Here is a 21,076-nt window from a genome sequence, read left to right on the forward strand (position 1 = left end):
CTCATTTCGCGGCCACTTGGCGCATCGAGTCCGCCGGCGAACCGGCACGCGGCGGGGTGGGCGTGATGCCGGGCCCGCCTCGTCCCATGGCCGCCCCGTCGCACGACCACGTCTTCACCAGGATCGCCCGCGCGATCGACCCGCCGAACCCGGCCGGCCCGGCGGACCCGCTCGACCTGATCACGGCGAATCTGCGCGCCGTGGTGACCGCCGCGCGCGCCCGCATGGGACAGCCGATGCGCGTGGCCGTCGCCGGTCAGATCAAGCGGGGCAAGTCCACGCTGGTGAACGCGCTGCTCGGCGAAGAGGTGTCGGACACCGGGCAGTTGGAGCTGACGTTCAACGTCTGCGAGTTCCACCACTCCCCGCACCCGCGACTGCTCGTCCATTTCAAGGACGGCCGCGCCCCCGAGGAGTGGCACCCCGAGACGCTGTCCCGGCTGACCGTGCGCTCGGCGGACGGGCTGAGCCTGCTGCGCGCGGTACGCAAGGTCGAGGTGGGCCGGCCCAGCCCCCTGCTGCGCCGCTTCCGGCTGGTGGACACCCCGGGCCTGGGCAGTGTGCACGGCACCGACGCCGAGAACACCCTCGCCTTCCTGGGCATCGACGACCCCGCCGAGCGGGCGGAGACGGCCCGGGTCCTCGCCGAGCTGGGACACGACGCCCGTTCCGTGCACGCGGAGAGCGCCGCCGAGATGGACCGCGCCGACGCGGTCGTCTTCGTCTTCAGCCGTGGCCTGGGCCGCGCCGACCAGCAGGCGGTGGAGTCCTTCGCCGGGTCCTACGGCGAGGTGGTCAGCCCGCTGAAGGCGTTCGGGGTGCTCTCGCGCAGCGACCAGTACTGGCCGCCCGTCGGCGAGACCGGCCGGGACGGCATGCCGCTGGAACCGGCGGACTACCACGCCTACGACCCCATGGCGACGGCCCGCCGTATCGCCGACACCTACCTGGAACGGCCCCTGGTGCGACGCGTGTTCCGTACGGTCGTGCCGGTCGCCGGCCTGCTCGGGGTGGGCGCGCAGTGCCTGCCGGGCGACGGCTTCGGTCCGCTCGCCGACCTCGCGACGGTGGAACCCCCGCTGCTGGCCGAGCGGATGGAGGACGTCCACCTCTTCTGTGCGCGCGACCACCCGGATCTGCCCGTACCGCCGGAGGTGCGCGCCGCGCTGGTGAGCCGGCTCGGAGCGTGGGGCACGTTCCTTGCCTGCGGCTATCTCCGGGCGGGCCTCACCGAGGCGGAGGTGCGCCGCCGGCTGCTGGAGCACAGCGGGGTGACCGAGCTGCGGAGCCTGGTGCTGCGGCACTTCGGCAACCGGGCCGCGCTGATCAAACTGGACCACGGCCAGCGCGAGATCGCCGACGAGGTGGCCCGGCTGCGCGCCACCGCCCAGCGGGCCGGCCGACAGCCGCCGCCGGTGGCCGACCGGGTGGCCGGGCTGCTGGAGAGCGCGCGGGTCAGCGACCCCGGCCCCTCCGAACTCGCCGCGCTCGGGGCCCACTACCGGGGCCGGCTGAGCCTGACCGCCGAGGAGGAGGCCCAGCTCCTCGCGGTGACCGGGGAGCGCGGCACCGGGTGCGCCGCGCGGCTCGCCCTGCCGCCGGGCACCCCGGTGGACGTTCTGCTGACCACGGCCCGCGAACGCGCCGCGCACTGGGCCGCGCGCGCCGGCGATCCGCTGCTCGACCGCCCCACCCTCATGGTCGCGCGGGTGGTGCTGCGGTCGTACGAACGCGTGGCCGATCTCGTCGACCGTGCGGGCGCCCTGCTCTACGGCGACGACGAGGAACAGGCCGGTCACCACGGTGAGAGGAGTGCGCGATGAGCTGGGACCCGTACGACCCGGGCGCCGTACCGGACCTCGATCCGGGACTGGACCCCTCTGCCGTCGGGGACCCGACGGACTTCTACACCGGCCCGGACCCGTACACCGGCCCGGACCCGTACACCGACGCGGACCCGTACGGCGCCCCGGCCTCCGACCCCGGTGGCACGACCACCGTCGACGGTGTCCCCGATCTGCCGAACTTCGACCCCGCGACGAGCGACTCGGGGGCGGTCCTCGGCCAGCCCGGCGAGGCCATGGAGGTGTGGCAGCAGCACACCGGAGAGAACGCCTGTGCGATCGGGGCGCAGGGCATGGTCCTGGAGTACCTGACCGGTGAGCGCGTCAGCGAGGAGCAGCTCATCGAGGAGGCCTCGGCGAACGGGTGGTACGACGAGTCCGGCACCCCCTTCGCCGACGTGGGGAATCTGCTCGCGCTCCACGGCGTGCCGGTCGAGCAGGTGGAGGGCGCGTCCCTGGAGCAGTTGGAAGGGGTCCTCGCGGATGGTGGGGCGGCGATCGTCGGCATCGACGCGGACGAGGTCTGGGCGCCGGGGCACGACCCGAACGACGACCTGGTCGGCGACGCGCCGGGCATGGCGGGGCAGGGCGCGAACCACGCCGTGTGGGTCACGGGCATCGACACCACCGACCCGGACCATCCGATGGTCGTCCTCAACGACTCCGGGCACCCCGACGGGAAAGGTCTGGAGGTGCCGCTGGACGAGTTCCTGGGTGCCTGGGAGGACTCCGGCAACCTGCTCGTCGCCACGGGCGCACCTCGGGGGACGTGATGACGGCCGCCGAGAACGTCGAACGGACCGGCGGGACCGGCGAGGAGCCGGGCGCCCTCGCCGCGCGGTGTGCCGCCTGGCTCCTGGCGGAGCGGGACCGCATCGAACGCGAGGTGCGGGCCACCTACGAACGAACGACGGCCGGCACGCACTCGCCCGCCGGCACGCACTCGTCCACCGGCACGCTCACGACGGACGCCGCGTCCCAGAAACCGCCGGGGCGGACGAGGTCACCGCGGAAGCCGCGCGAAGAAGCGCCGCCGGACGCGGCGGTGCCCGCCACCGCCCCGGCGGCCGCGGCCCCGCTCATCCTGCTGCTGGACCGGCTGGCCGAACTGTCCTCGCCGACCTCGGCCGCCGGCACCGCCCCCGGCGTATCCGGGGGCGACGGGGGCGGTTCAGCCGACCCGGTGCTGGGCTGGGTGCGCCGCAGCGTGCTCGCCGCGCTGGCCGCGTCGGGCGTGGACCCGGTCGAGGACAGGGGCCCGGTGGACCCCACCCGGCACAACGTGGTCGCCACCCGGGCCGACCCGTCGGGCCTGCGCGGCGGCACCATCGCGGAGACGGTACGCCCCGGCTACCTCTGGGGCGAGGCCGTCCTGCGTCACCAGGAGGTCGTCGTCTACGTCGCGCCGGGCAAACCGGGCCGCGCCGGCACCGCGGCGGGCTCCGCCCCGGACGGGAGCGGTGACCCGCACGAGACCCGCGACGCACCCCACTCCGGCGAGGAAGGCGGACCCTGCCATGGCACGTCCCGTGAAGACCCCCGCTGACCCGGCCGCGCTGCCGCGCTCGGAGGTGCTGTGCCGGGAGCTGCGGCGTTCGGCGGTCTTCCGGCAGCTCGTCCCGATGGAGTCGGGGATCGGCTGGCCGCTGCCCGTGCCGGTGGTACAGGACGGCTCCCCGCGGGTCTACGTACGGCTGCCGCTGTTCGTCATGCGGCCCGACCCGGCCGGGGGCGCCGACCTGTTCCCGCCCTTCGCCACGGCGACGCTGGACTGGTCGACGCGGCGGCTGGTCGAGTACACCGACCTGCGGTTCAAGGAGCCGCACCGCTCCCGCACGGAGTGGTCCGAGCCGGTCGGCCGCTTCCCCCACCCCGCCGTGGAGCGGCTGACGACCCGCGCGTACCGGGACCTGCGCACCCGGTTCCTCGGTCTCCACGACGAGTTGTTCGACGGGCTCTCCGCCGGCCGTCAGCCGGGCGGCGGCTGGACCGCGGAGTTCGACGTCCTCCTGGCCCAGCTCCTGGAACCCGGGCTCGCCCCCTACTACCGACGGCTCGCCCCCAGGTTCCTCGGCCGACATCTGCCCGGCGACCCGCACCCGCCCTACGAGAGGTGAACCACCATGCCGGAGAACGTCTTCAGCCGTCTGCGTTCGGACGTGCTGGCCGCCTTCCCCAAGCTCACCGAGCAGCTGGCCGAGGAACTCGGCCCTCGCCAGCGGGAGTTGCTCGACCAGTCCCGGACACGGCTGGAGCGGGGCACCTGCCGGGTCGTGGTCGCCGGCGAGTTCAAGCGGGGCAAGTCCATGCTGCTGAACGCCTTGGTGGAGCGGCCCCGCCTGTTCCCCGTGGACGTCGACGTGGCCACCTGCGTGGTGTGCACCCTCTGCTGGGGCCCGCGCGAGCAGGCCGTGGTGCACCTCGGCGACCCGCGGACCGGAGGCCGCGACGCCACGCACCAGGTGACGATCGCCCTCGATCAGTTACCCGAGTACGTCACCGAGCAGGGCAACCCGCGCAACCACAAACGGGTCCGGCTCGTGGAGATCCAGGCGCCGGTGCCCCAGCTGGAGAGCGGGCTCGTCCTCATCGACACCCCCGGCGTCGGCAGCGTCAACCCCGAGCACACCACCGCCACCCGGGCTTTCCTGGAGCATGCCGACGGCCTGGTCTTCGTCTGCGACGCCATCGAACCGCTGGCCACCTACGAACTCGACTTCCTCGACGAGGCGTTGGGGAAGTGCGAGGTGGTGATCACCGTCGTCACCAAGACCGACAAGGTCGCCGACCCCTCGCCCGTGGTCATGGGGGCCCGCGAGAAGATCGCCGCCCGCACCGGCCGCCCCGCCGAAGGGCTCGTCGTCGTCCCGGTCTCCTCCTTCCGCAAGCACAAATGGCTCAGGGGCCGCTCGGACGACCAGCTGCTCGCCGACTCCGGCTTCCCCCGGCTGGACCACGCGCTGTGGGAGGGGCTCGCCACGACCAGCGGCGCCGTGCAGTTGCGCCGCGCCCTGGACGCACTCGGCGACGCCGTCGCCACCGCCGGATCCCCCGTGGTCAACGAACTCGCGGGTCTGGAGTCGGACGAGTCCCTGGAGCGCATCCGGCGCGAGGTGGCCGAGACCTCCGCCCGGCTGAAGCGGCTCTCCACGGGCGGCGCCGAATGGCGGACGGAACTGCGACAGCGCTTCGAGCACGACACCCGCGCGGCCCGCACGGAACTGCAGAACGCCTTCACCGCCGCGCTGCGCGGCTACCAGGAGAAGGTGAACGCGGGAGCCGACCCCGGAGGCGACGAGTTGGTCGGCCAGGTCGCCGCCGACATGCTCAAGGCGCTGACCGACGCCCACGAGCGGCTCGCCGCCACCGCCGTGGCCCTCATGGCGGACTTCGCGCAACGCACCAGCCTCGATCTCACCTCGCCCGACGTGCCGAAGCCGCCCTTCACCCCGGCCATCTCGGTGCCGGCCGTGCCGCTGAACGTGCGCCCCGCCCGGTTCTTCGACCAGCTGCGCGCCAGCTGGTCCACCGGGATGGCGGGAGCGGGGGCGGGCGGCGTCGTCCTGATGGTGGACCCGTTCGTCGCCGGCCCCGCCGCCGTGGTGGGCATGGGTGCGATGGGCTTCATCCACGGCATGCGCAACCACCGCAAGGATCTGCGGGAACGGGCCGAGCGGGAACGCGACGCCCGGATGCAGCAGATGATCACCCAGGAGATCACCGAGAGCCGCCGGCTCGCCACCGAGTCCTTCCATCAGGCCCACGGCGACGTCGCCCAGGCCCTCATCAGCGAACTCAACGCCCAGCTCGCCGCACAGCAGGAGTCCCTCGCCGAGTCCAGCCGCAGGCTCCAGGACGCCGGAGGCCGGACCAGGACGGAACTGGCCCGGCGTCGCGGCGAGTTGCTGGCCCGGCAGCAGGCCTACCGACAGCTCCAGAACGAACTGGACCGGCTGCGTGGCCGGGTGGACCGCGTGACCACGCCCCCACCACCGCAGCCGCGACCGGGCCCCGGGGGATCGAACGGGCCCCACGGGCCGACAGGGCCGACAGGGCCGACAGGGCCGACAGGGGCAGCGAGCACAGCCGGTTCAGCCGCGCGGGACATCGCGCTCGGCGTCGCCGCCGAGGTCGCCGTGGGGGCGGCCTTCGCCCAGGTGGGCCCGGCCTTCACCCCGCCCCCGACCCCACCGGACGCCAACACGCCGGTCACGGCGGCGGACGTCACGGCGCCCGACGCCGCGCCCGCGGACGGCACGCCCTTCGACGGCCCGTACGTCGACAGCGGCCCGCCCCTCGACGGGCCACCCCTCAACACCGCTGCCGGCGATCTCGGCTCCTCCTTCGACCCCGCCCAGTTCGACAGCCCATGAGCGGCGGCGACGGGCGTACGGGCCCGGTCTACGGGATCGACTTCGGCACCTGGACCTCCTCGCTGGTCGTCCTGCGGCCGGACCGTCCACCGCTGCCGGTGCGCGACCCGGTGAGCCCGTTCGGGGCCGCGTCGGTGCGCAGCGCGGTGTGTCTGCTGCCCGACGGCTCGATGGTCGTGGGCCAGGCGGCACAGAACTCGCGGCTCCGGCGTCCGGACCGATTCCGGGCGGAGTTCAAGCGCGAGTTCGGCGAGCCCGAAGGCCTCCGGCTGGGCGAACGCTCGCTCACCGCCGAGCAGTTGACCGCACAGGTGCTGGGCTTCCTGGTCGACGGCGCCCGGACGGCCGTCCACGCGGCGCCCTCGCGCGTGGTGATCACCGTCCCGGCGACCTGGGAGCACCACCGGCGCGAGCTGATGCTCGGCGCCGCGGAGGCCGCGGGCCTGCCCCCGGAGATCGTCAGACTGGAGACCGAACCCGTGGCCGCCATGGTCTACGCCCTGCACGATCACGGCATGGACCGCGACCGCACGGTCCTCGTCTACGACCTGGGCGGCGGCACCTTCGACCTCGCGGTGGCGCGGGGGACGAAGGAGAGCTACACGGTCGTCGGCGCCCCCGGCGGTCTCTCCGACGTCGGCGGGCTCGCCATCGACCAGGCCGTCCTGGGCCTCGTACGGGAACGCTGCCCCGACGGGGTGGACCGACTGCGGCGGACCGTCGCCGACCCCGACGACGCGACGGCGCTGCGCCGCGCGATCCTCCTCGCGGAGGCCTGCGTCACCTTCAAGCAGCAGCTGTCCGTCTCGCCCGAGCACTCCGATCTGCTGACCATGCTGGAGCCGCCGGCCGAGGTGACACTCACCCGGTCCGACCTGCGGGAGGCCATTCGTCCCCTGCTGTCGGAGACGGTCGAGGAGTGTGAACGGGTGCTTCGGGCCTACGGGTTGACCTGGGGCGACCTCGACCTGATCGTCCCGGTGGGCGGCAGCTCCCGGCTTCCCATGGTAGGCGAGCTGCTGGCCGAACGGTCGGGCCGCACGGTCCTCACCGTCTCCGAACCAGAGCTCGCGGTGGCCACCGGCGCGGCCTGGCTGGCCCTGGAGGACGCCGCCGCCGACGGGCCCCCGCCGACGGCGCCGCTCTCCACACCGCCACCACCGCCACCGTCACCGCCATCGTCGCTGTCACCGCCGTCGTCGCTGCCGCCGAAGGTCCACGCCCTGTTGAACGCCGGTCTGACCGACCGCATGGTGAGGGAGGCCATGGGCCATGTCGGCGGCTGACCCCGCCGGTACGGATCCGTCAGCGGAGCAGGTGTTCGAACTGGCCCTTCACTGGCGGCGGTTGGTCAACGACTGGGTGACGCGCCAGCGCCGCCCGTTCGAGGCGGACGCCTCCTCGGTGGGCCTGGAGTTCGAGCACCCGGAGGCCGAGCGGCGGATCCAGCTCGGCTTCACCACCACGAGCACCGAGATGCTGCTGGTGATGGTCACGGACGACCGCTATCTGAACGACGACCAACTGGCGCTGGCGGCCGCCGCCGCGAACGCCTGGAACATCGAACAGCTCGCCCCGACCCTGTCCATCTGCAACCTCGCCGGTGACCAGCCGCCGTACCTGATGGGTTTCCGCACCCTGCCGCTGGCCTGCCGGGTGACCAGGTCCGCGTTCCGCGCCATGGCCGATCAGTGGCTCGTGGAGTCCCGGGCCCTGTTCACCTGGTGCCACCGGGAGTGCCGGCTGTGAACGGCGGCACCGCCACCGCCCGGATCCACGCGACGGAGGAGAAGTCCTTCGCCTCGATCCGCACCTCCGCCCGCCGGAAGCCGTCGGCGGACAGCCCCGCGTAGCCGCTGCTCGCCACCAGATCCTGGTAGAGCGGGTCGGAGAAGGCGGCCACGAGGTGGACCTCGGGCGTGTCGGCGAGGGTGCGGCGGACCGGCGCCGAGTCGAGCACCCGGAAGAGCGCGACGACGGCGGAGCCCGCGTAGCCGCCGGGGGCCTCGTGGACGATGCCCTGGTGCAGACTCGCCCGCATCCGCACGGGAGCGAGGGCGTTGCCCGCCGCGAGACCGGCCGCCAGCCCGTCGAGGAGGGCGGGCACCACCCGGGACTCGTCGATCCCCGGTTCCAGTACGAGCAGATAGCCGTCCCCCTGCGCCTGACGCCCGCAGCGCTCCCACCCGATCCCGGCCCGCGCGCACGCCGCGCGCAGCGTCCGCAACAGCACCCGTTGCAGCAGCACCATGTTCGCGTTGTCCCGCGCGCTGTACTTCTCGATGTCGACAGCGAGGCACAACCTCCGCACACCAGGGGGCAGTTCGGGCTCCTCGTGGCCGTCCGGCGGGTCCGGCTCCGCGGCGGCGCCGGACCCGGTCAGGGCCCAGGCGCCGGGGAGGGCGGCGTCACGGGCGGGCGGCGCGGCGGCGGACCATGTCTCGTCGGCACGCAGCCGGAACGGGATGTCGTGGGGGGTGGCCGCCCGCCTGCGCCGGAAGGTCCCGCCGAGCAGGGACTGCACGGTCACCGCCTCCAGCCCCAGCCGGCCCGACACCTCGCCCGCACCGGCGGGCAGCCGCACGACGGCCTGGGCCCAGCGCCCGTCGGGCCGCAGCGCACCGCCCCGGCCGCGCGCCCGGAACGTCCACCGCAGCCGGTCCCGCCCCAGCCCGAACGCGGCGACCTCCGCGCCGTCCCCGGCGGTGGTGCCGGGCGCCGGATGCAGCGCGAGGGCGTGCGCCCCGTCGTCCAACTCGACGGTCAGGGTGACCTGTTCGTAGGCACGGCCGTACGGCGGCTCCTCCAGGTCGAACGGGAAGCACAGCAGGAGGTCGCGGTGCGGGCGGGGCGTCGGCGCGGGCAGGGCGTACCCCAGCGGGCGGCCCAGGCGGACCCCGCCGAGGCGGTCGGACGGGTGGCGTCCGCCGCCGGGCCCCTTGGACGTCGCGTCGTCGTCGGCGAGGAGTCCGGGAGTCGCCAGCACGTCGTCGAACCCGTCACCGCCTCCCGCGGCCTCGTCCCCCACGTGGCCGTCGTCCTGCGCCATATCCGTGTTCCCCTCGTCAGTCCGTGCCGTGCGGCCCCGGTCGTCGTCGGCCCGCCCTACCGTCCGTCCGCCCGCGCCAGCCGTGCCGCGTCGCGCAGGCCCGCCTCGGAGAGGACGGTCACCCGGCTGTAGCCGACCCGGATGACCCCCAGCTCGGACAGTTCACCGAGGACGTGGTGGACGCGGCGGGACTTGGCGCCGACCAGCCCGGCGAGTTCGGCCTGGGTGAGCCGGGGGCCGATCAGGAGCCCGTCGCGGCTCGGCCGGCCGTAGTCCTCCACGAGGTCGACGAGGACGCGGGCGACCCGCGTGGCCACGGGGCAGCCGCTGAAGTCGCCCCGGCGCCGTACGGACCAGCGGTTCTTGCGGACGAGCATGCGGCTCACCGCGAGGGCCGCGGCCGGATGGCGGTCGAGGAGGCCGAGGAAGTCCCGTTGTGCGACGCGCCGCGCCGTGACCCCGCCGGCGGCGGTGACCGTGGCCGACCTGGGCCGGTTGTCGAAGGCCGCGAACTCCCCCACCAGGTCCCCGCCGATCCGCACGGCGAGCAGCGCGGTGTCACCCTGCTCGGTGAGCGCGGTGACCTTGGTGACGCCGCCGAGCAGCAACAGGACGAAGGTCTCGTGCCGCCCCTCGGAGATGAGGATCTCGCCCGCCTCGTACGAGCGCGGGGTGCCGAGCGAGAGGAGTGCCGGGACGGTCTCCGGAGCATCGGACAGCTCCGCCAGGAACGTGCCGTGCGGCCACCGGTCCATGAGGTCCGCGCCTCGCCTCCCTGGCTCGTCCGTACGCCTGCGCCGCGCAGCATGATATCCACCGATCGGCGCCCAAATACCCTTTGTGCACAAGTAGTTGACGATGTGACTCATGGGTCCCCCAGCTGTCGCGGTCCTCACGCTCCCGGCGCCGGGACGACGGCGACGGTGCCTGGCGGGGGCCGGTGCCGGTGGCGGTGGCGGTGGCGAACTGCCGCCGGATTGCGCACTGCTGCGGGGAAGCGGTCGCCTCCCCGGGCGCATGATGGGGGTGCACGGGGGGAGACGCGGGACCCGGGCCGGAGGGGGAGCGGCCGGGGTCCCGTGTGCCGTTCACGTGCCCGCCCCCGGTCGAGGGGTGCCGCCCGTCCGTCGGCCCCGGTCGGGAAACGCGTCGGCGTGCACGGTCCACACCCGGTGGTGGAACTCCGTTGCCCCGAGGGGCCGTTGGTCGCGCACACCGTCCCAGACCTCACGGAGCAGCGCGTCCAGGCCCGGGTCGGCGCTGTCGCGCGAGACCCGCTCGCGGGCCGTGGGCGAGGCCAGTCCGCCCAGGTCCATCGCCCGGTCACCCACGAGGACGTGCACGGTCTCCGGCCGCGGCCCCCGGCGGGGCACGTCGACCGGCCAGTAGACCTCGACCGGTGGTGTCACACTCGTGCTGCCGTGTTCCGCGCCCCAGGGTTCGACGCGGACCCCGCTGGGCTGGTCTTCGGTGACCAGGGTGACGCGGCCGCTCAGCCCCACGCCGATCACCCAGAAGTACAGCGGCACGGCGGAGCGGTTGGCCACGGCGACCCGGTAGCGGTCACCGTCGTACAGCCGCACCCCCTCCGCCCGCCACGGCCGCCAGGTGCCGGAGCGGGCCGGTTCCTCGATGTCGAACCGGACCTCCACCGCCGCCACGAGCCGGCCGGCCCCGCCCGGGTCGGCGAGCCGCCGGACCCGTTCGCCCCGCGCCAGTTCCTCCAGCAGGGCGGCCACCCGTGCCGGTTCGGCCGGGACGGGTTCGCCGGCCGGCGTCCGGAAGGGGTGCCCGTCGCGGTCCAGCACCTCGATCCCGCCGCCGCCGGCGCGTACGGTCGCGAAGGCGTCCTCGACGCGTGTCGTCTCGGCGAGCCGCGGGCAGCCGTCCATCTCCGCGCGCAGGGCGTCGGCGAAGGAGCCCTCGACGTCGACGAGGACGTTGCGGCGGTCGTGGACCTCTACGGGGAGCGCGTACGAACCGGGCGGCGGCTCGGCCGTGCGCAGCTCCTCCGGGGACGGGCCGCCAGCGCCCGGTACGGCCCGGAGCACGGCGTCCCCGGCCCGGAGCCCGTCCACCACCGCCGGCACGGCCAGCTCCGACGGTGCCCGGTGGGTGACGGCCGGGAAGCGCAGGGACACCGTGTCTCCCCGGCCAAGCCCGAAGACGGAACCGCCCGGGACGACGAAGTGCCCGTCGCGCCGCGACAGGGGCAGCCGTTCGGGTGCCGGCGGTTCCGTCAGGGAGAAGGGCAGCCGCGCGGCCGGGCCTCCGGCCTCGGGCCACTGCCGTACGTGCCGCTGCTTGACCAGGTCACGGATCCGCGTGATCAGGACGGACCACGGCAGCTCCCGGCCCCACGGCGAGCCGAGCACCTCGGCGAGCGCGGCGGTGAACACGCCCTGCCGTCCCGCGCCGGGTCGCAGCACGGCCTCGTACGCCGACGCGTGCCGTTGGCACGCCGTCAGCCGGACGACGCCGGGGACCAGCGGGTCGCGGGAGCCGGACAGGGCCCGCAGCCGGGCGAACCCCGCGTCCCACACGCTCCGTTCCAACGTCACCTCGACCGACCGCAGCGCCGCCCGCCCCGCCGCGTACGCGGCCTCCCGCACGGCCCCGCTGGAGTGGCAGGCGTCGATGACGACCGTGACGTTGGGGGTCTTCTCGGTGAGGGCGCGGACGGCCGAGGTGAGTTCCTCGGCCAGATAGCCGCGGAAGTCCGTGGCCGTGCTGTCGGCCATGTCCACCGGCACCAGGCACTGCAGCTCTCCCAGCAGGGCCCCGTGGCCCGAGTAGTAGACGACCAGGGCGTCGTCCGGGGTCGCGTCGGTGTGCAGTCCGCGCAGCGCCTCCCCGATGCCGGTGTAGTCGGCCCGGTCCCCGGTACGGATCCGGATGTCGGTGAAGTCGTGCCCGGCGAGCAGCTCGCCCATCAGCTCGACATCGGTGTGCACCCCGGTCAGACCGTAGGTCTCGGCCCCGATCAGCACCGCTCGCCGTGTCATCGCGCCTCCCGGCCGGTGCCGTGCGTACGGCACCCGTCTCATGTCCCTACGTGGATGAAGGGCGCCCAGTGGTACGGGTGCCCGTGCGGTGTCCCGTCGCGGCCGTGGCCCAGTGGTGCGCTGTCCCGCGACCGAGGCCGGTCGGGAGCGCGGGCGGCGGGGCCGGGCCGTACTCCGGCCCGGCGGGCCAGTTCCCGGAACTCGTCGTACCGCGCGGCGCCGGGGAGGTCGCGTACCTCGCGCTGTGCCTGGGCCAGCGCCGTGCCGAGGAGCACGATGGGTTCCTTCGCCATCCGCGCGTAGGTGCGGGCGAGGACGAGGCAGCCGGTGACGTCGTCGACCGGCCAGAGCGACACGAGGGCGTGCCGGGCCCCGGTGATCAGGGCGGCCCGGGTCAGCCCCAGCACGTCACCCCCGGCGGTGGCCGTACCGCGGCCGGTGTCGCAGCCGGACAGCACCAGCAGCTGGAGGTCCTGGGCGACGGCCGGCAGATCGGCGAGTCCCAGCTCATCGTCGCCGGCGAGGGGCAACTTGGCGCAGTGGGGCGCGAGTTCGTCGATCAGTCCATGGGTGGCGAGGTGCAGGATCCCGCACCCACGCGTCGCCGCCAGCACCGCGTCGCGGGTCGCCGCGGCACCGGTCAGCGCGCGCCCCTGGGGGAACAGCCCCGCTGCCGCGACGACTTCGGCGGCGGTGCCCGGCAGCTCCCGCAGCCCATGCCGCGGATGGGTCGCGGGCGCGCCGACGAACAGCGCGTCCAGCTCGGTCCAAGGCCGTTCCGGGAGCCGGTCGTGGCGCCGGGCGAGAAGGGAGACCGCCGGGAGGTACGACACGTCGTGCGTGGCGCCGAGGGGGGCGTCGCCCGTCCAGGGCAGGGCGTGGAACGGCAGCAGCGCGAGGGCCGCCGGGGGCACCACGATCACCCGCCGATGGTCCCTGAGTTCCTCGGTGAACGGCCGCACCAGCGCCTCCACGAGCTCCCGCCCGGCGGCCTCGCCGCCCGCGTCCCCGGCTCCCGGTACGTCCCGCCGGGCGCACCAGGCGTGGAACCGGCGGGCCGCCGCCACCGTGCGGTGCGGCTGCCGTGCGGATCGCTCGTGGCGCAGCGTCGCACGGGTCAGGGCCCATCCCACCAGCACATCGTCGAAGACGTGATAGGTCAGCAGCAAGGTGTGGGCGGGCAACGCCGCGGCCACGGCCGCGGCGTCGGGCAACCCCTCGGCGTGGGAGGCGGTCAGGGCCGCGGGCACCAGCCGCCGCACCACGGCCTCGGCCTCGTCGAGCCCCCGCCCGACCTCGCCGATCCGCCCCCGCGCGGCCTGCGCGGATGCCTCCCCGGCAGCGGTGGTCCCGGCGTACCCCGCCGTCATGGTCCTGGCGTCCCCGGGCCGTGCCCTCGTTCCCTCCCCGGTCCGGCGCCGTAGGGCGGTCGCCTGCTCTTCGAAGGTGGCTGCCCAGCGGATCTCGGCAGCCAACCAGGCGCGTACGGCGGTGTGGGCGGCCGAGCCAGGGGGCGCGGCGTCGAGGGCGCGGACGGTGTCCAGGAAGCCGGCGCGGCCCCGTTCGGCCTGGTCGAAGGCCGCGGCGACCGCGTCGGGGCGGCCGGAGGACAGGAGGGCGAGCACGGCGGCGTGCTGGAGCCCGGCGACGGCCGGGTCGTCGGCGGAGGAGGCACGCAGCGCGTCACGGGCCAGCCGGCGGCGGTGTTCCTCGAACGCTCCGAGCCCCTGCCGGGCGTGCCGGGCGGCCTCGTCGTACGCGTGCCGGGCCAGTGCGAGGTCCGCCCGGATCGCCGGGAGTTCCCAGGGCTGGTCCGGTCCGGGTCCGTGGACGCCGATCCCCGGCAGGTGGCGGGCCGCCCGCTCCGGCTCCCCCAGCCGCAGCCACAGGCGCGCCGCGGCGATGGCGGAGAGCCTCGGCTCGATCGCCTCCACCGCGCTCGTGGCGGCATCCCGTTCCCCCAGGTCGACCAGGGCCGAGCACCCCACGAACAGCCGGAACAGCTCGTCCGGGATGCCCTCGGCCTCCCGCAGGACCCGCCGCGCGAGCCGGTCCGCGTCCTGTGTGAGCCCGGCCGCGCGGGCCCGCCGCGAGCGGAAGAGCGTCTCCTGCGCCCCACTGGCGACGAGGTCCGACCGCACCATGGCCAACGTGCTGTCCAGCTGATCTCCGGCGGGCAGGTACCGTGTCCCGATCTCGACCGCGCTGTCGAGCAACTCCCTTGCCACAGCCATAAGTTCGGGGTCCCGCAGGGCGGACGCCTGGTCGTGGAAGGACTTGGCCGCCATGACGGCACCCAGACAGTTCTCCCACTCCGGCGGCCGCCCCCGGTCGGCGCACGCCTGGATCGCTTCCCGGTGCTCCCGCTGCTCCAGGCCGGCCAGGACGACCCCGGCCAGCCGATGCCGCGCCCGCCGGAACATGCCCGCCTCCAGCCCCGACGTCGGTCGCCCGGCCTCGCCTGCCCCGTCGGCCGCCCCGCCGTCCCCGTCCAGGCCGCGAGCCAGCGCGACCGCCCGGCCGGCCCGCACGGCATCGCCCCGCGTGCTCCAGAACTCGGCCCGCTCCACGACGAGTTGCCGCAACCCCCGCAGCCAGGACGTGCTGCCGTCCGTACGCGCCCAGCGCACGACGGCGCCCCCCACCCCGCCCTCGCCCTCGGCGCCCTCCGTGGTCGCCCGGGAATCCGCCCCCGCGTCGATGGCGTCCAGTTCCTGATGGACGCGGATGAGAACGGCGTACGCTCCGTCCCCGCCGGCGAGCGCCAGCTCCAGGGCCTCGTCGAGGATGCCCCGGCAGGCTTCCGCCCCGCCGCGCAGCCGTTCGACGTGGGCGAGGCGCAGCAGCGCGGCGGCCTGGCCGGACGCCGAACGGGCGTCCTGGTAGAGGGCGCGGGCCCTCTTGTACTGTGCGGACGCCCGCGACAGGGCACGCTCGCCTGGCGGCGCCCCCAGCGCACACTGTTCCGCCGTGCCGGGCGTGCCCAGCCGCCAGTCCCCGACGAGCAACGCGGTGAACCCGGCCGACGCCGGGCTCCCCGAGGCATGGTCCCTCCCCGACCGCGCCCACGGCTCGGCCGCGGGCCGGTCCCCGCCCCGCACCCGGAGGTCGGCGGCGAGCAGCAGGTGATGGGCGAGCAGATCCGCGTGCCTCGGCCCGCCGGACCCGGGCGGCCCCCCGCCCTCGTGAGCACCGTGCACCTCATGAGCGCCGTACCCCTCGTACGCCTCGTACAGCGCGTCGAACCACGTCAACGGCTCCCGGACCGCGTCCGCGGAGTCCCGCTCGGTCCAGTGCGCGTCGCCGCCGTACCGGAGGGACGCCTCCTGGGCGGCGCTCCCGCTGCGGCCGTGGCCGATGGTCATACGGGCGGAGAGGAGTACGGGCCGGTGCCGCCCGGCGAGATGGGCGGCGAGCCGCAGCCGCGGGTCGGTGACGGACGCGACGGCGGCCGCGGTGTCGCCCCTGGTGGCGGCCTGCGCGGCGACGACCGCCGCACGGAGCGGCACGGTCGAGGTGCCGGGCTGCCAGTGGCCGTCCATGGCCACGGCGGCGGCCCGCAGAGCCCGCACGAGCCGCGCCCGGTCGGGTGCCCGGACGAGGGCGTGCGCTTCGGCCTCCTCCGGCGCCGTCGCGTCCAACACCGCGAGGGCCCGCTTGGGTTCCCCGGCGGCGAGTGCCGCCGCCGCGTCGAGGCAGCCCTCCGGACCACCCGCTCCGCCCGCCCCGGTCCACCGCCCGGCGCCGGGGTCGACACCCCGCCGCTCCCACAGCAGCAGCTCGATCAACGCCCCGACGGCGCCGCCGTCCTCACCGTGCTCCCCGCCGCGACCCCCTGCACGCCCCCCGCCACCACTCCCGCCGCGCATCGCGCCGTCGTTCCCTCCGCGCCCGCCCGTGCCCGCAGACCCGCTCCGCACCCGGGCTCCCCCTTTCGCCTCCCGGCTCCCGTCCCTCACACCCGCCCCGGCCCCGCCGCTCACCCCCGATAGACCACCCGCCCCGGCAGCTCCCGGCCGTCGATCCGTGCCCAGAGCCGTAGTCCCGCGAGCACCTGGCCCTTGCGGCCGCCGGCGTCGAGGGGGATGTCGTTGCCGCCGGTACGCCGTCGGGCCTCGCGGTAGGAGGGGGCGAGGACCTCGACGGCGACGTCGGCACCGTGCGCGCGGGCCCGGCGGCGTACGTCGAGGACCGCCCGTTGGGAGGTCTCGGCGATCTGGGCCCACCAGCTGCCGGGTGCCGCGGGCGGGAGGTGGACCACCGAGCACAGGGCCTCGTCGACGGCGAGGGCCGTCTGCAGCTCGGCCGAGGGATCGTCGGCCTCCCGGCGAACGGCGAGCCGCCCGAGACGCAGGGCGAGTTCCTGCTGGTAGGCGCGTCGATGGCCGGGGTCGGCGAGCGGCAGGGCGCCACGGTGGGTGAGGCTCTCCACGCAGTGATGCGCCTGGTCGTCGAGCTCGGCGAGCGCCGCGACCCAGCTCGCGAGAACGGCCCACACCTGCGCGGGCGAGCGGCTCTCCCCGTCCGCCGGTGCGATGTCCTCGATGCCGGCCGCGTCCAGGGCCCAGGGCGCGGCACCGGCCCGCGGTCCCAGCCGTACGCCCGCGGCGCCGAACCGGGGCAGCGGTGGCAGCACCACCTGCTCACGGTCGAGCGCCGCCCACTCGGTCCACCGTGCACCGGCCGGCTCCGCCACCGCCAGCCTCTCGGCCCGCGCCCGCCACATGGTCACCTGCGCCGCGGGCAGCCGGAGGAGGGTGAGCTGGAACCAGCGCCAGAGGGCGGGGGTGTCGGCTCCGGCGGGCAACTGCGCCGGCCCGAGGTAGTCCACGGCCTCCGGACTGTTCACCAACTCGCCCGCCAGCGAGGAGAGTTCGGGGTCGGCGGACGGCGCGTTCCCGTGCACCCAGGCGGCCGACTGGGTCACCCGCGCGACGGGCGGCGGCCCCGACGACGGCCCGGGCGACGCCGAGACGGACGGCGCGGACATGGACGACGCCCCACCAGGAGGCCCCCCGGACTCCGCCGCACCCACTCCAGGCATCCCCACGTCAGGCATCCCCGCCTCAGGCACCGCCGCCCCCGCCACCCCCGGCAGCGACTCCAGCTCCCGCAGCACGCCCCGGCATTCCTCCGCACCCGGGCCCTCCGGACTGGCGGCAAGCAGTTCGCTCAACGAAGCCCGCAGGCCGACGAGTTGGGCCCGGGTCAGCACGGCGGGCAGCGAAGCCGGGGCGCGGGTGAGGAGTTTCCTGACGGCGTCCACGGTCAGTGCCTGCCGTTGAAGGGGTCGCGTTCGGCGATGTGCGCGGCGGCCGCGTCGTTCATGCCGACCCGGAACACGGCCCCTTCGTGGTCCCACATCTCCGCGACGGAACCGGCCGCCCGGTACGGCACCGGCGTACGGTGCACCCGCAGCCCACCGCGCTCGTCCAGGGTCGCCACGTACTCGGTCCCCTGCTGGTGCTCGGCCCCGTCGTCCCGGCGCTCCTTCCGGGCGGCCGCGTCCCGTTCCTCGTCGGCGCGCCGGGGCGCGGGGAGGACGTCCACCAGCTCCAGCGCCCGTTCGGGTCGGGTGGGGTACCGCACGTAGAACGACCAGCCGTCGTGCGGAGGCGGCGGCAGCGGCTCGCTCATCCGCCCCCTGAGCAGACGCGCGCCCGCGCCCCCCGCCTCCCTGAACAGCAGGTCGAACCAGCCACCGGGCCCCACCGGGTCGTCCGCCCCCGGCACCCTCGGGTCCTCGGCGACGCTGAACACCACGGTCCCCTTGTCCGGCCGGTCCCCGGCGACCCGTGTGTCGACGACGATCTCCAGGGGCGTCCACTGCCCGTCGGGCCCGACCCCGGCGTCGAGGTCGACGCGGGCCTGCGGCTCGTCGCGCAGCTCGTACTGGGGTTCGCCGCGCACGAGATGGAGGTGGAGGGAGAGGTCGGCGTCGACCTCGACCTGGAAACGGGCCTGTTTGGTCCACTCCTCCAGGTCCAGGAGGAACCCCGGCTCGCGGCGGCTGATCCAGTCGTCCGGGTCGAAGGCGCCCCACTCGACCCATCCGGTGCCGGTGCCCCGGTGGACGCGGAGGCTCCTCGGCTGTTTCTCCCACTTGCTGCGGATCGCCCAGGTGCCGCCCGGCCCGATGGGGCTGAGCGGGTCGCCGGCCTTGAGCAGCGCGTAGGTGGGGGTGGCGGCGGAGCCCAGCTGGAACGTGGCGCCGAAGTCGCAGGGCAGGTAGTAGCGGAGGTTGTCGACCTCGATGCGCAGGACGTAGCGGCCCCGGCCGAGGACACCCTGGGCGTTGCCCTCGTCATGCGCGAAGCGGCGGACGTGGTGGCCCCAGCAGGCCCCGATGGAGGTGGCGAGCTTCCCGTACTGCTCCTCGACGGCGATACCGGCCGAGTTCCAGCGCACCCCGGGCTCCCGGCGGAGCCTGCGTTCCAGCGCGCGACGGATCAACGGCATCCGGCTGCTCTTGCCGCTGAGGAAGATCCGGTCGAGCTCGCGGTCGCCGCCCTGGAGGCCGTTCTCGACGAGGGCGACGACGAGGTCCGTGATCTCGTCCAGCACGGGCGCCATCAGCTGTTCGAACCGGGCGGCGTCCAGCTGCGGCGCCCATCCCGCGCCCCCGGCCTCGGGCACACCGAGGGCGGTCAGCAGCGCCTCCAGCGCCTCGGGCGGCGGCCGGTGGTCCTCGGTGCCCGCCCCCAGCCGGATCTTCGCGTCCTCGGCGAGCCGCCACAGCAGCCAGAACGTCTGCTCGACCTCCCGGACCCTGCTGGGCGGCAGTTCGTCCCAGCGGGTGGGTACGACGAGGTCCACCAGATCGTGCGGATACCCCTCCGCCTCGCTGTCCCGGGCGAGCAGGCTGCCGGGGACGTACTGCCCGTCGGTGGCGTACGGCGTCTTGAGCGTGGCGACGACCCGCTCGTGGCGGTCGGGCCACCGGGTGAGGAGATGATCGGCGAACACCGCCTTGTACCAGTGGAACAGACGGAGCGTCATGAGGTCGCCGCCGAGCTGGAGATGGCCGGTGGAACCGAGGAGTGTGGGGGTGAGGACGTAGAGCCGGCCGGTGAACCGGGGGTCCTGGCCCGGTCCGGGGTCCGGGGTGTTGTCCTTCAACTTCAGGTTGATCAGGGCGAGATCGGTGGTGCCGCCGCCCACGTCGATGACCAGCACGTTCTGCTCCCAGGACCGTCCGCTGCCGGGCAGCCGCCGACAGCGCGCCCGGAACGCCTCCACGCCCGCCGCGAAGTCCCCGCCGAAGTCCCGCATGATGAAGAACAGCGCCGCCGCGACCGCCTCGTCGAACTGGGTGTCCACGAGCGTGACACCGAGACCGTCCACCCCTCGCGCCCCCTGCCCGACCAGTTGACGCAGCCGTCGGCGCACCACGGGCGGCGCGATCGTCGGGTACGTCATGACCAGGTGGTCGATCCGGCCCTGGTGGAACTCCCTGGGGTTCATGGAGATGAACTCGTCGCCCTGGTCGAGGAGATAGCGCAGCCCCTCCCGGATGAGGTCGTCGGCGGTGGTCGGTGTGCCGTCGGCGCGCGCGGGCAGGTCGGGCAGCTCCAGATCGCGGCCCAGATACTGCTTCAGCCCCCGGTACGCGCGCGGCGCCCCGTCCGCCGCCCCGCCGACCGCCACCCGCTCCTCACCCATGCGTACACGCAGCTCCGGCCGTGTCTGCACCACTTCGACCCGGCTGGCCAGCTCGGTGCCGCCCGACTGGTCGAGGTCGGCGGGGAACAGCCGCAGCACGTCCAACGGCAGCTCGTCGAAGGCCCGGTCGAAGCAGGCGTGCAGCAGGGGCGCGACGGCCCCGCGCAGCCGCTCGTCGCGTGCGGCCAGCCGCAGTTCGAGCGCGGTGTACAGCGCGTGCAGCCAGCCCCCGCCGCCGTGTCCGCCCTCCAGCGCCCCGGCCAGTACGGCACCGGGCTCGTCCCGACGCGCTCCGCCCTCGTCCGCCTCCGGCAGCAACTGCCGTACGACGTCCCCGAGCAGCTCCCGCCACTGCCCGCGCTGCGCACCCGGCACCGACGGATCGCCCAGCAGGTCCACCAACTCCCGCCGTAGCCGGGCCTCCTGGTAGCGGGACATGGCGCGCACGTCGAGCTGCCGCATGTCGTGGATGGTCACGGTCGAGTTGGTGGTCCCGAAGTCGACGGCCGCGAAGCCCCGGTGCCGCTGCCTGTCGTCGGCGACCCGCCGCACGGGCTCACCCTCCGCCCGGGCGCCGGTCCGCGGACCGGGCGCCGAGGGTCGGGCGCCGCTCACCCCTCCGTCACCGGCCGGCGCGGCGCTCGCCGACCCGCCGGGCGACAACGTCCACTGGCTCGGGTCGTACCAGGTGCCGCTCCGCGTGTGGGGCTCCGGTTCCTCCTCGACCGCCGGGGCCGCCCGGTGCAGATGGAGCGTCGTGGTGACCTCCGTCGTGTGCGCGACCTGCCCGCCGGCCGTGTCGGTGCCGTGGTGGTGGACGAGCAGCAGCAGGGGCAGGTCGGTGCCGCCCGCCGACGGGGCCAGCCGCACGGGCCGGGCGGCACCCACCGTCACGGCCTCGGTGATCACCCGCCCCTCCACCCCGCGCCACACCTCCCGCAGCGCGGCCAGCCGGTCCGCGGGCAGCCCCGGCGGACCGATCACCTCGATCCGGCGTACGAGGATGTCGGCGCCCGGCGCGGGCAGCAGCCGCAGGGCGGGCAGCACCAGCCCGGACAGCGGTCCGAGCAGTGTGTACCCCTCACCGTCCGCGTCCTCGACGCAGAACGGGCCCGAGGAGATGAAGTGGGCGTGCAGTCCCAT

At 75.0% G+C, this 21,076-nt stretch carries 13 protein-coding genes; 7 read left to right on the forward strand and 6 right to left on the reverse strand.

The features are described 5' to 3' along the window. Positions 1–86: 86 nt before the first annotated feature. Genes HW837_RS09805 through HW837_RS09835 form a run of 7 tightly spaced genes read left to right on the forward strand, consistent with a single transcriptional unit; the run spans position 87 to position 7,966 of the window. Positions 87–1,823, forward strand: coding sequence for a dynamin family protein (locus HW837_RS09805; RefSeq protein ID WP_193380734.1), 1,737 nt, complete (start codon positions 87–89; stop codon positions 1,821–1,823). After that, entirely contained in the window at positions 1,820–2,617 is a 798-nt protein-coding gene (locus tag HW837_RS09810) for a C39 family peptidase (protein ID WP_052682970.1), read from the forward strand. The genes HW837_RS09805 and HW837_RS09810 overlap by 4 nt, the downstream gene beginning before the upstream one ends. Beyond that, entirely contained in the window at positions 2,617–3,390 is a 774-nt protein-coding gene (locus tag HW837_RS09815; protein ID WP_052682971.1) for a nucleotide exchange factor GrpE, read from the forward strand. Before HW837_RS09810 ends, HW837_RS09815 begins: the two co-directional genes overlap by 1 nt. After that, on the forward strand, positions 3,362–3,961 hold the full coding sequence (locus HW837_RS09820; RefSeq protein WP_045559845.1) for a hypothetical protein: 600 nt from the start codon (positions 3,362–3,364) through the stop codon (positions 3,959–3,961). Before HW837_RS09815 ends, HW837_RS09820 begins: the two co-directional genes overlap by 29 nt. Before the next feature lie 6 nt (positions 3,962–3,967). Next, entirely contained in the window at positions 3,968–6,217 is a 2,250-nt protein-coding gene (locus HW837_RS09825) for a dynamin family protein (protein WP_193380733.1), read from the forward strand. Next, the gene (locus HW837_RS09830) at positions 6,214–7,503 is read left to right on the forward strand and encodes an Hsp70 family protein (protein WP_193380732.1); all 1,290 of its coding nucleotides are present in this window, start codon (positions 6,214–6,216) and stop codon (positions 7,501–7,503) included. Before HW837_RS09825 ends, HW837_RS09830 begins: the two co-directional genes overlap by 4 nt. Beyond that, positions 7,490–7,966: a hypothetical protein gene (locus HW837_RS09835; RefSeq protein WP_093789613.1), complete on the forward strand. Its 477-nt coding sequence runs from the start codon at positions 7,490–7,492 to the stop codon at positions 7,964–7,966. Before HW837_RS09830 ends, HW837_RS09835 begins: the two co-directional genes overlap by 14 nt. Here HW837_RS09835 and HW837_RS09840 read toward each other — a convergent pair. From HW837_RS09840 to HW837_RS09865, 6 genes are all read right to left on the reverse strand, one after another. Then, positions 7,935–9,266: a hypothetical protein gene (locus HW837_RS09840; protein WP_193380731.1), complete on the reverse strand. Its 1,332-nt coding sequence runs from the start codon at positions 9,264–9,266 to the stop codon at positions 7,935–7,937. The two genes, HW837_RS09835 and HW837_RS09840, sit on opposite strands and share 32 nt — an antisense overlap. 56 nt (positions 9,267–9,322) lie before the next feature. Further along, positions 9,323–10,021, reverse strand: a complete 699-nt coding sequence (locus tag HW837_RS09845) for a Crp/Fnr family transcriptional regulator (RefSeq protein ID WP_060886106.1) — start codon at positions 10,019–10,021, stop codon at positions 9,323–9,325. Between the two features lie 333 nt (positions 10,022–10,354). Then, positions 10,355–12,271: a caspase family protein gene (locus tag HW837_RS09850; protein ID WP_177261827.1), complete on the reverse strand. Its 1,917-nt coding sequence runs from the start codon at positions 12,269–12,271 to the stop codon at positions 10,355–10,357. A gap of 38 nt (positions 12,272–12,309) precedes the next feature. Beyond that, positions 12,310–16,140, reverse strand: a complete 3,831-nt coding sequence (locus HW837_RS09855; RefSeq protein ID WP_193380730.1) for a CHAT domain-containing protein — start codon at positions 16,138–16,140, stop codon at positions 12,310–12,312. 110 nt (positions 16,141–16,250) lie between these two features. Beyond that, positions 16,251–17,537: a hypothetical protein gene (locus HW837_RS09860; protein WP_193380729.1), complete on the reverse strand. Its 1,287-nt coding sequence runs from the start codon at positions 17,535–17,537 to the stop codon at positions 16,251–16,253. A 2-nt stretch (positions 17,538–17,539) separates the two neighbouring features. Beyond that, a complete protein-coding gene (locus HW837_RS09865; protein ID WP_193380728.1) occupies positions 17,540–21,076 on the reverse strand; it encodes an Hsp70 family protein in 3,537 nt (1,178 codons plus the stop codon).

The sequence above is a fragment of the Streptomyces caniscabiei genome (assembly GCF_014930365.1).
Classification (GTDB): domain Bacteria; phylum Actinomycetota; class Actinomycetes; order Streptomycetales; family Streptomycetaceae; genus Streptomyces; species Streptomyces caniscabiei.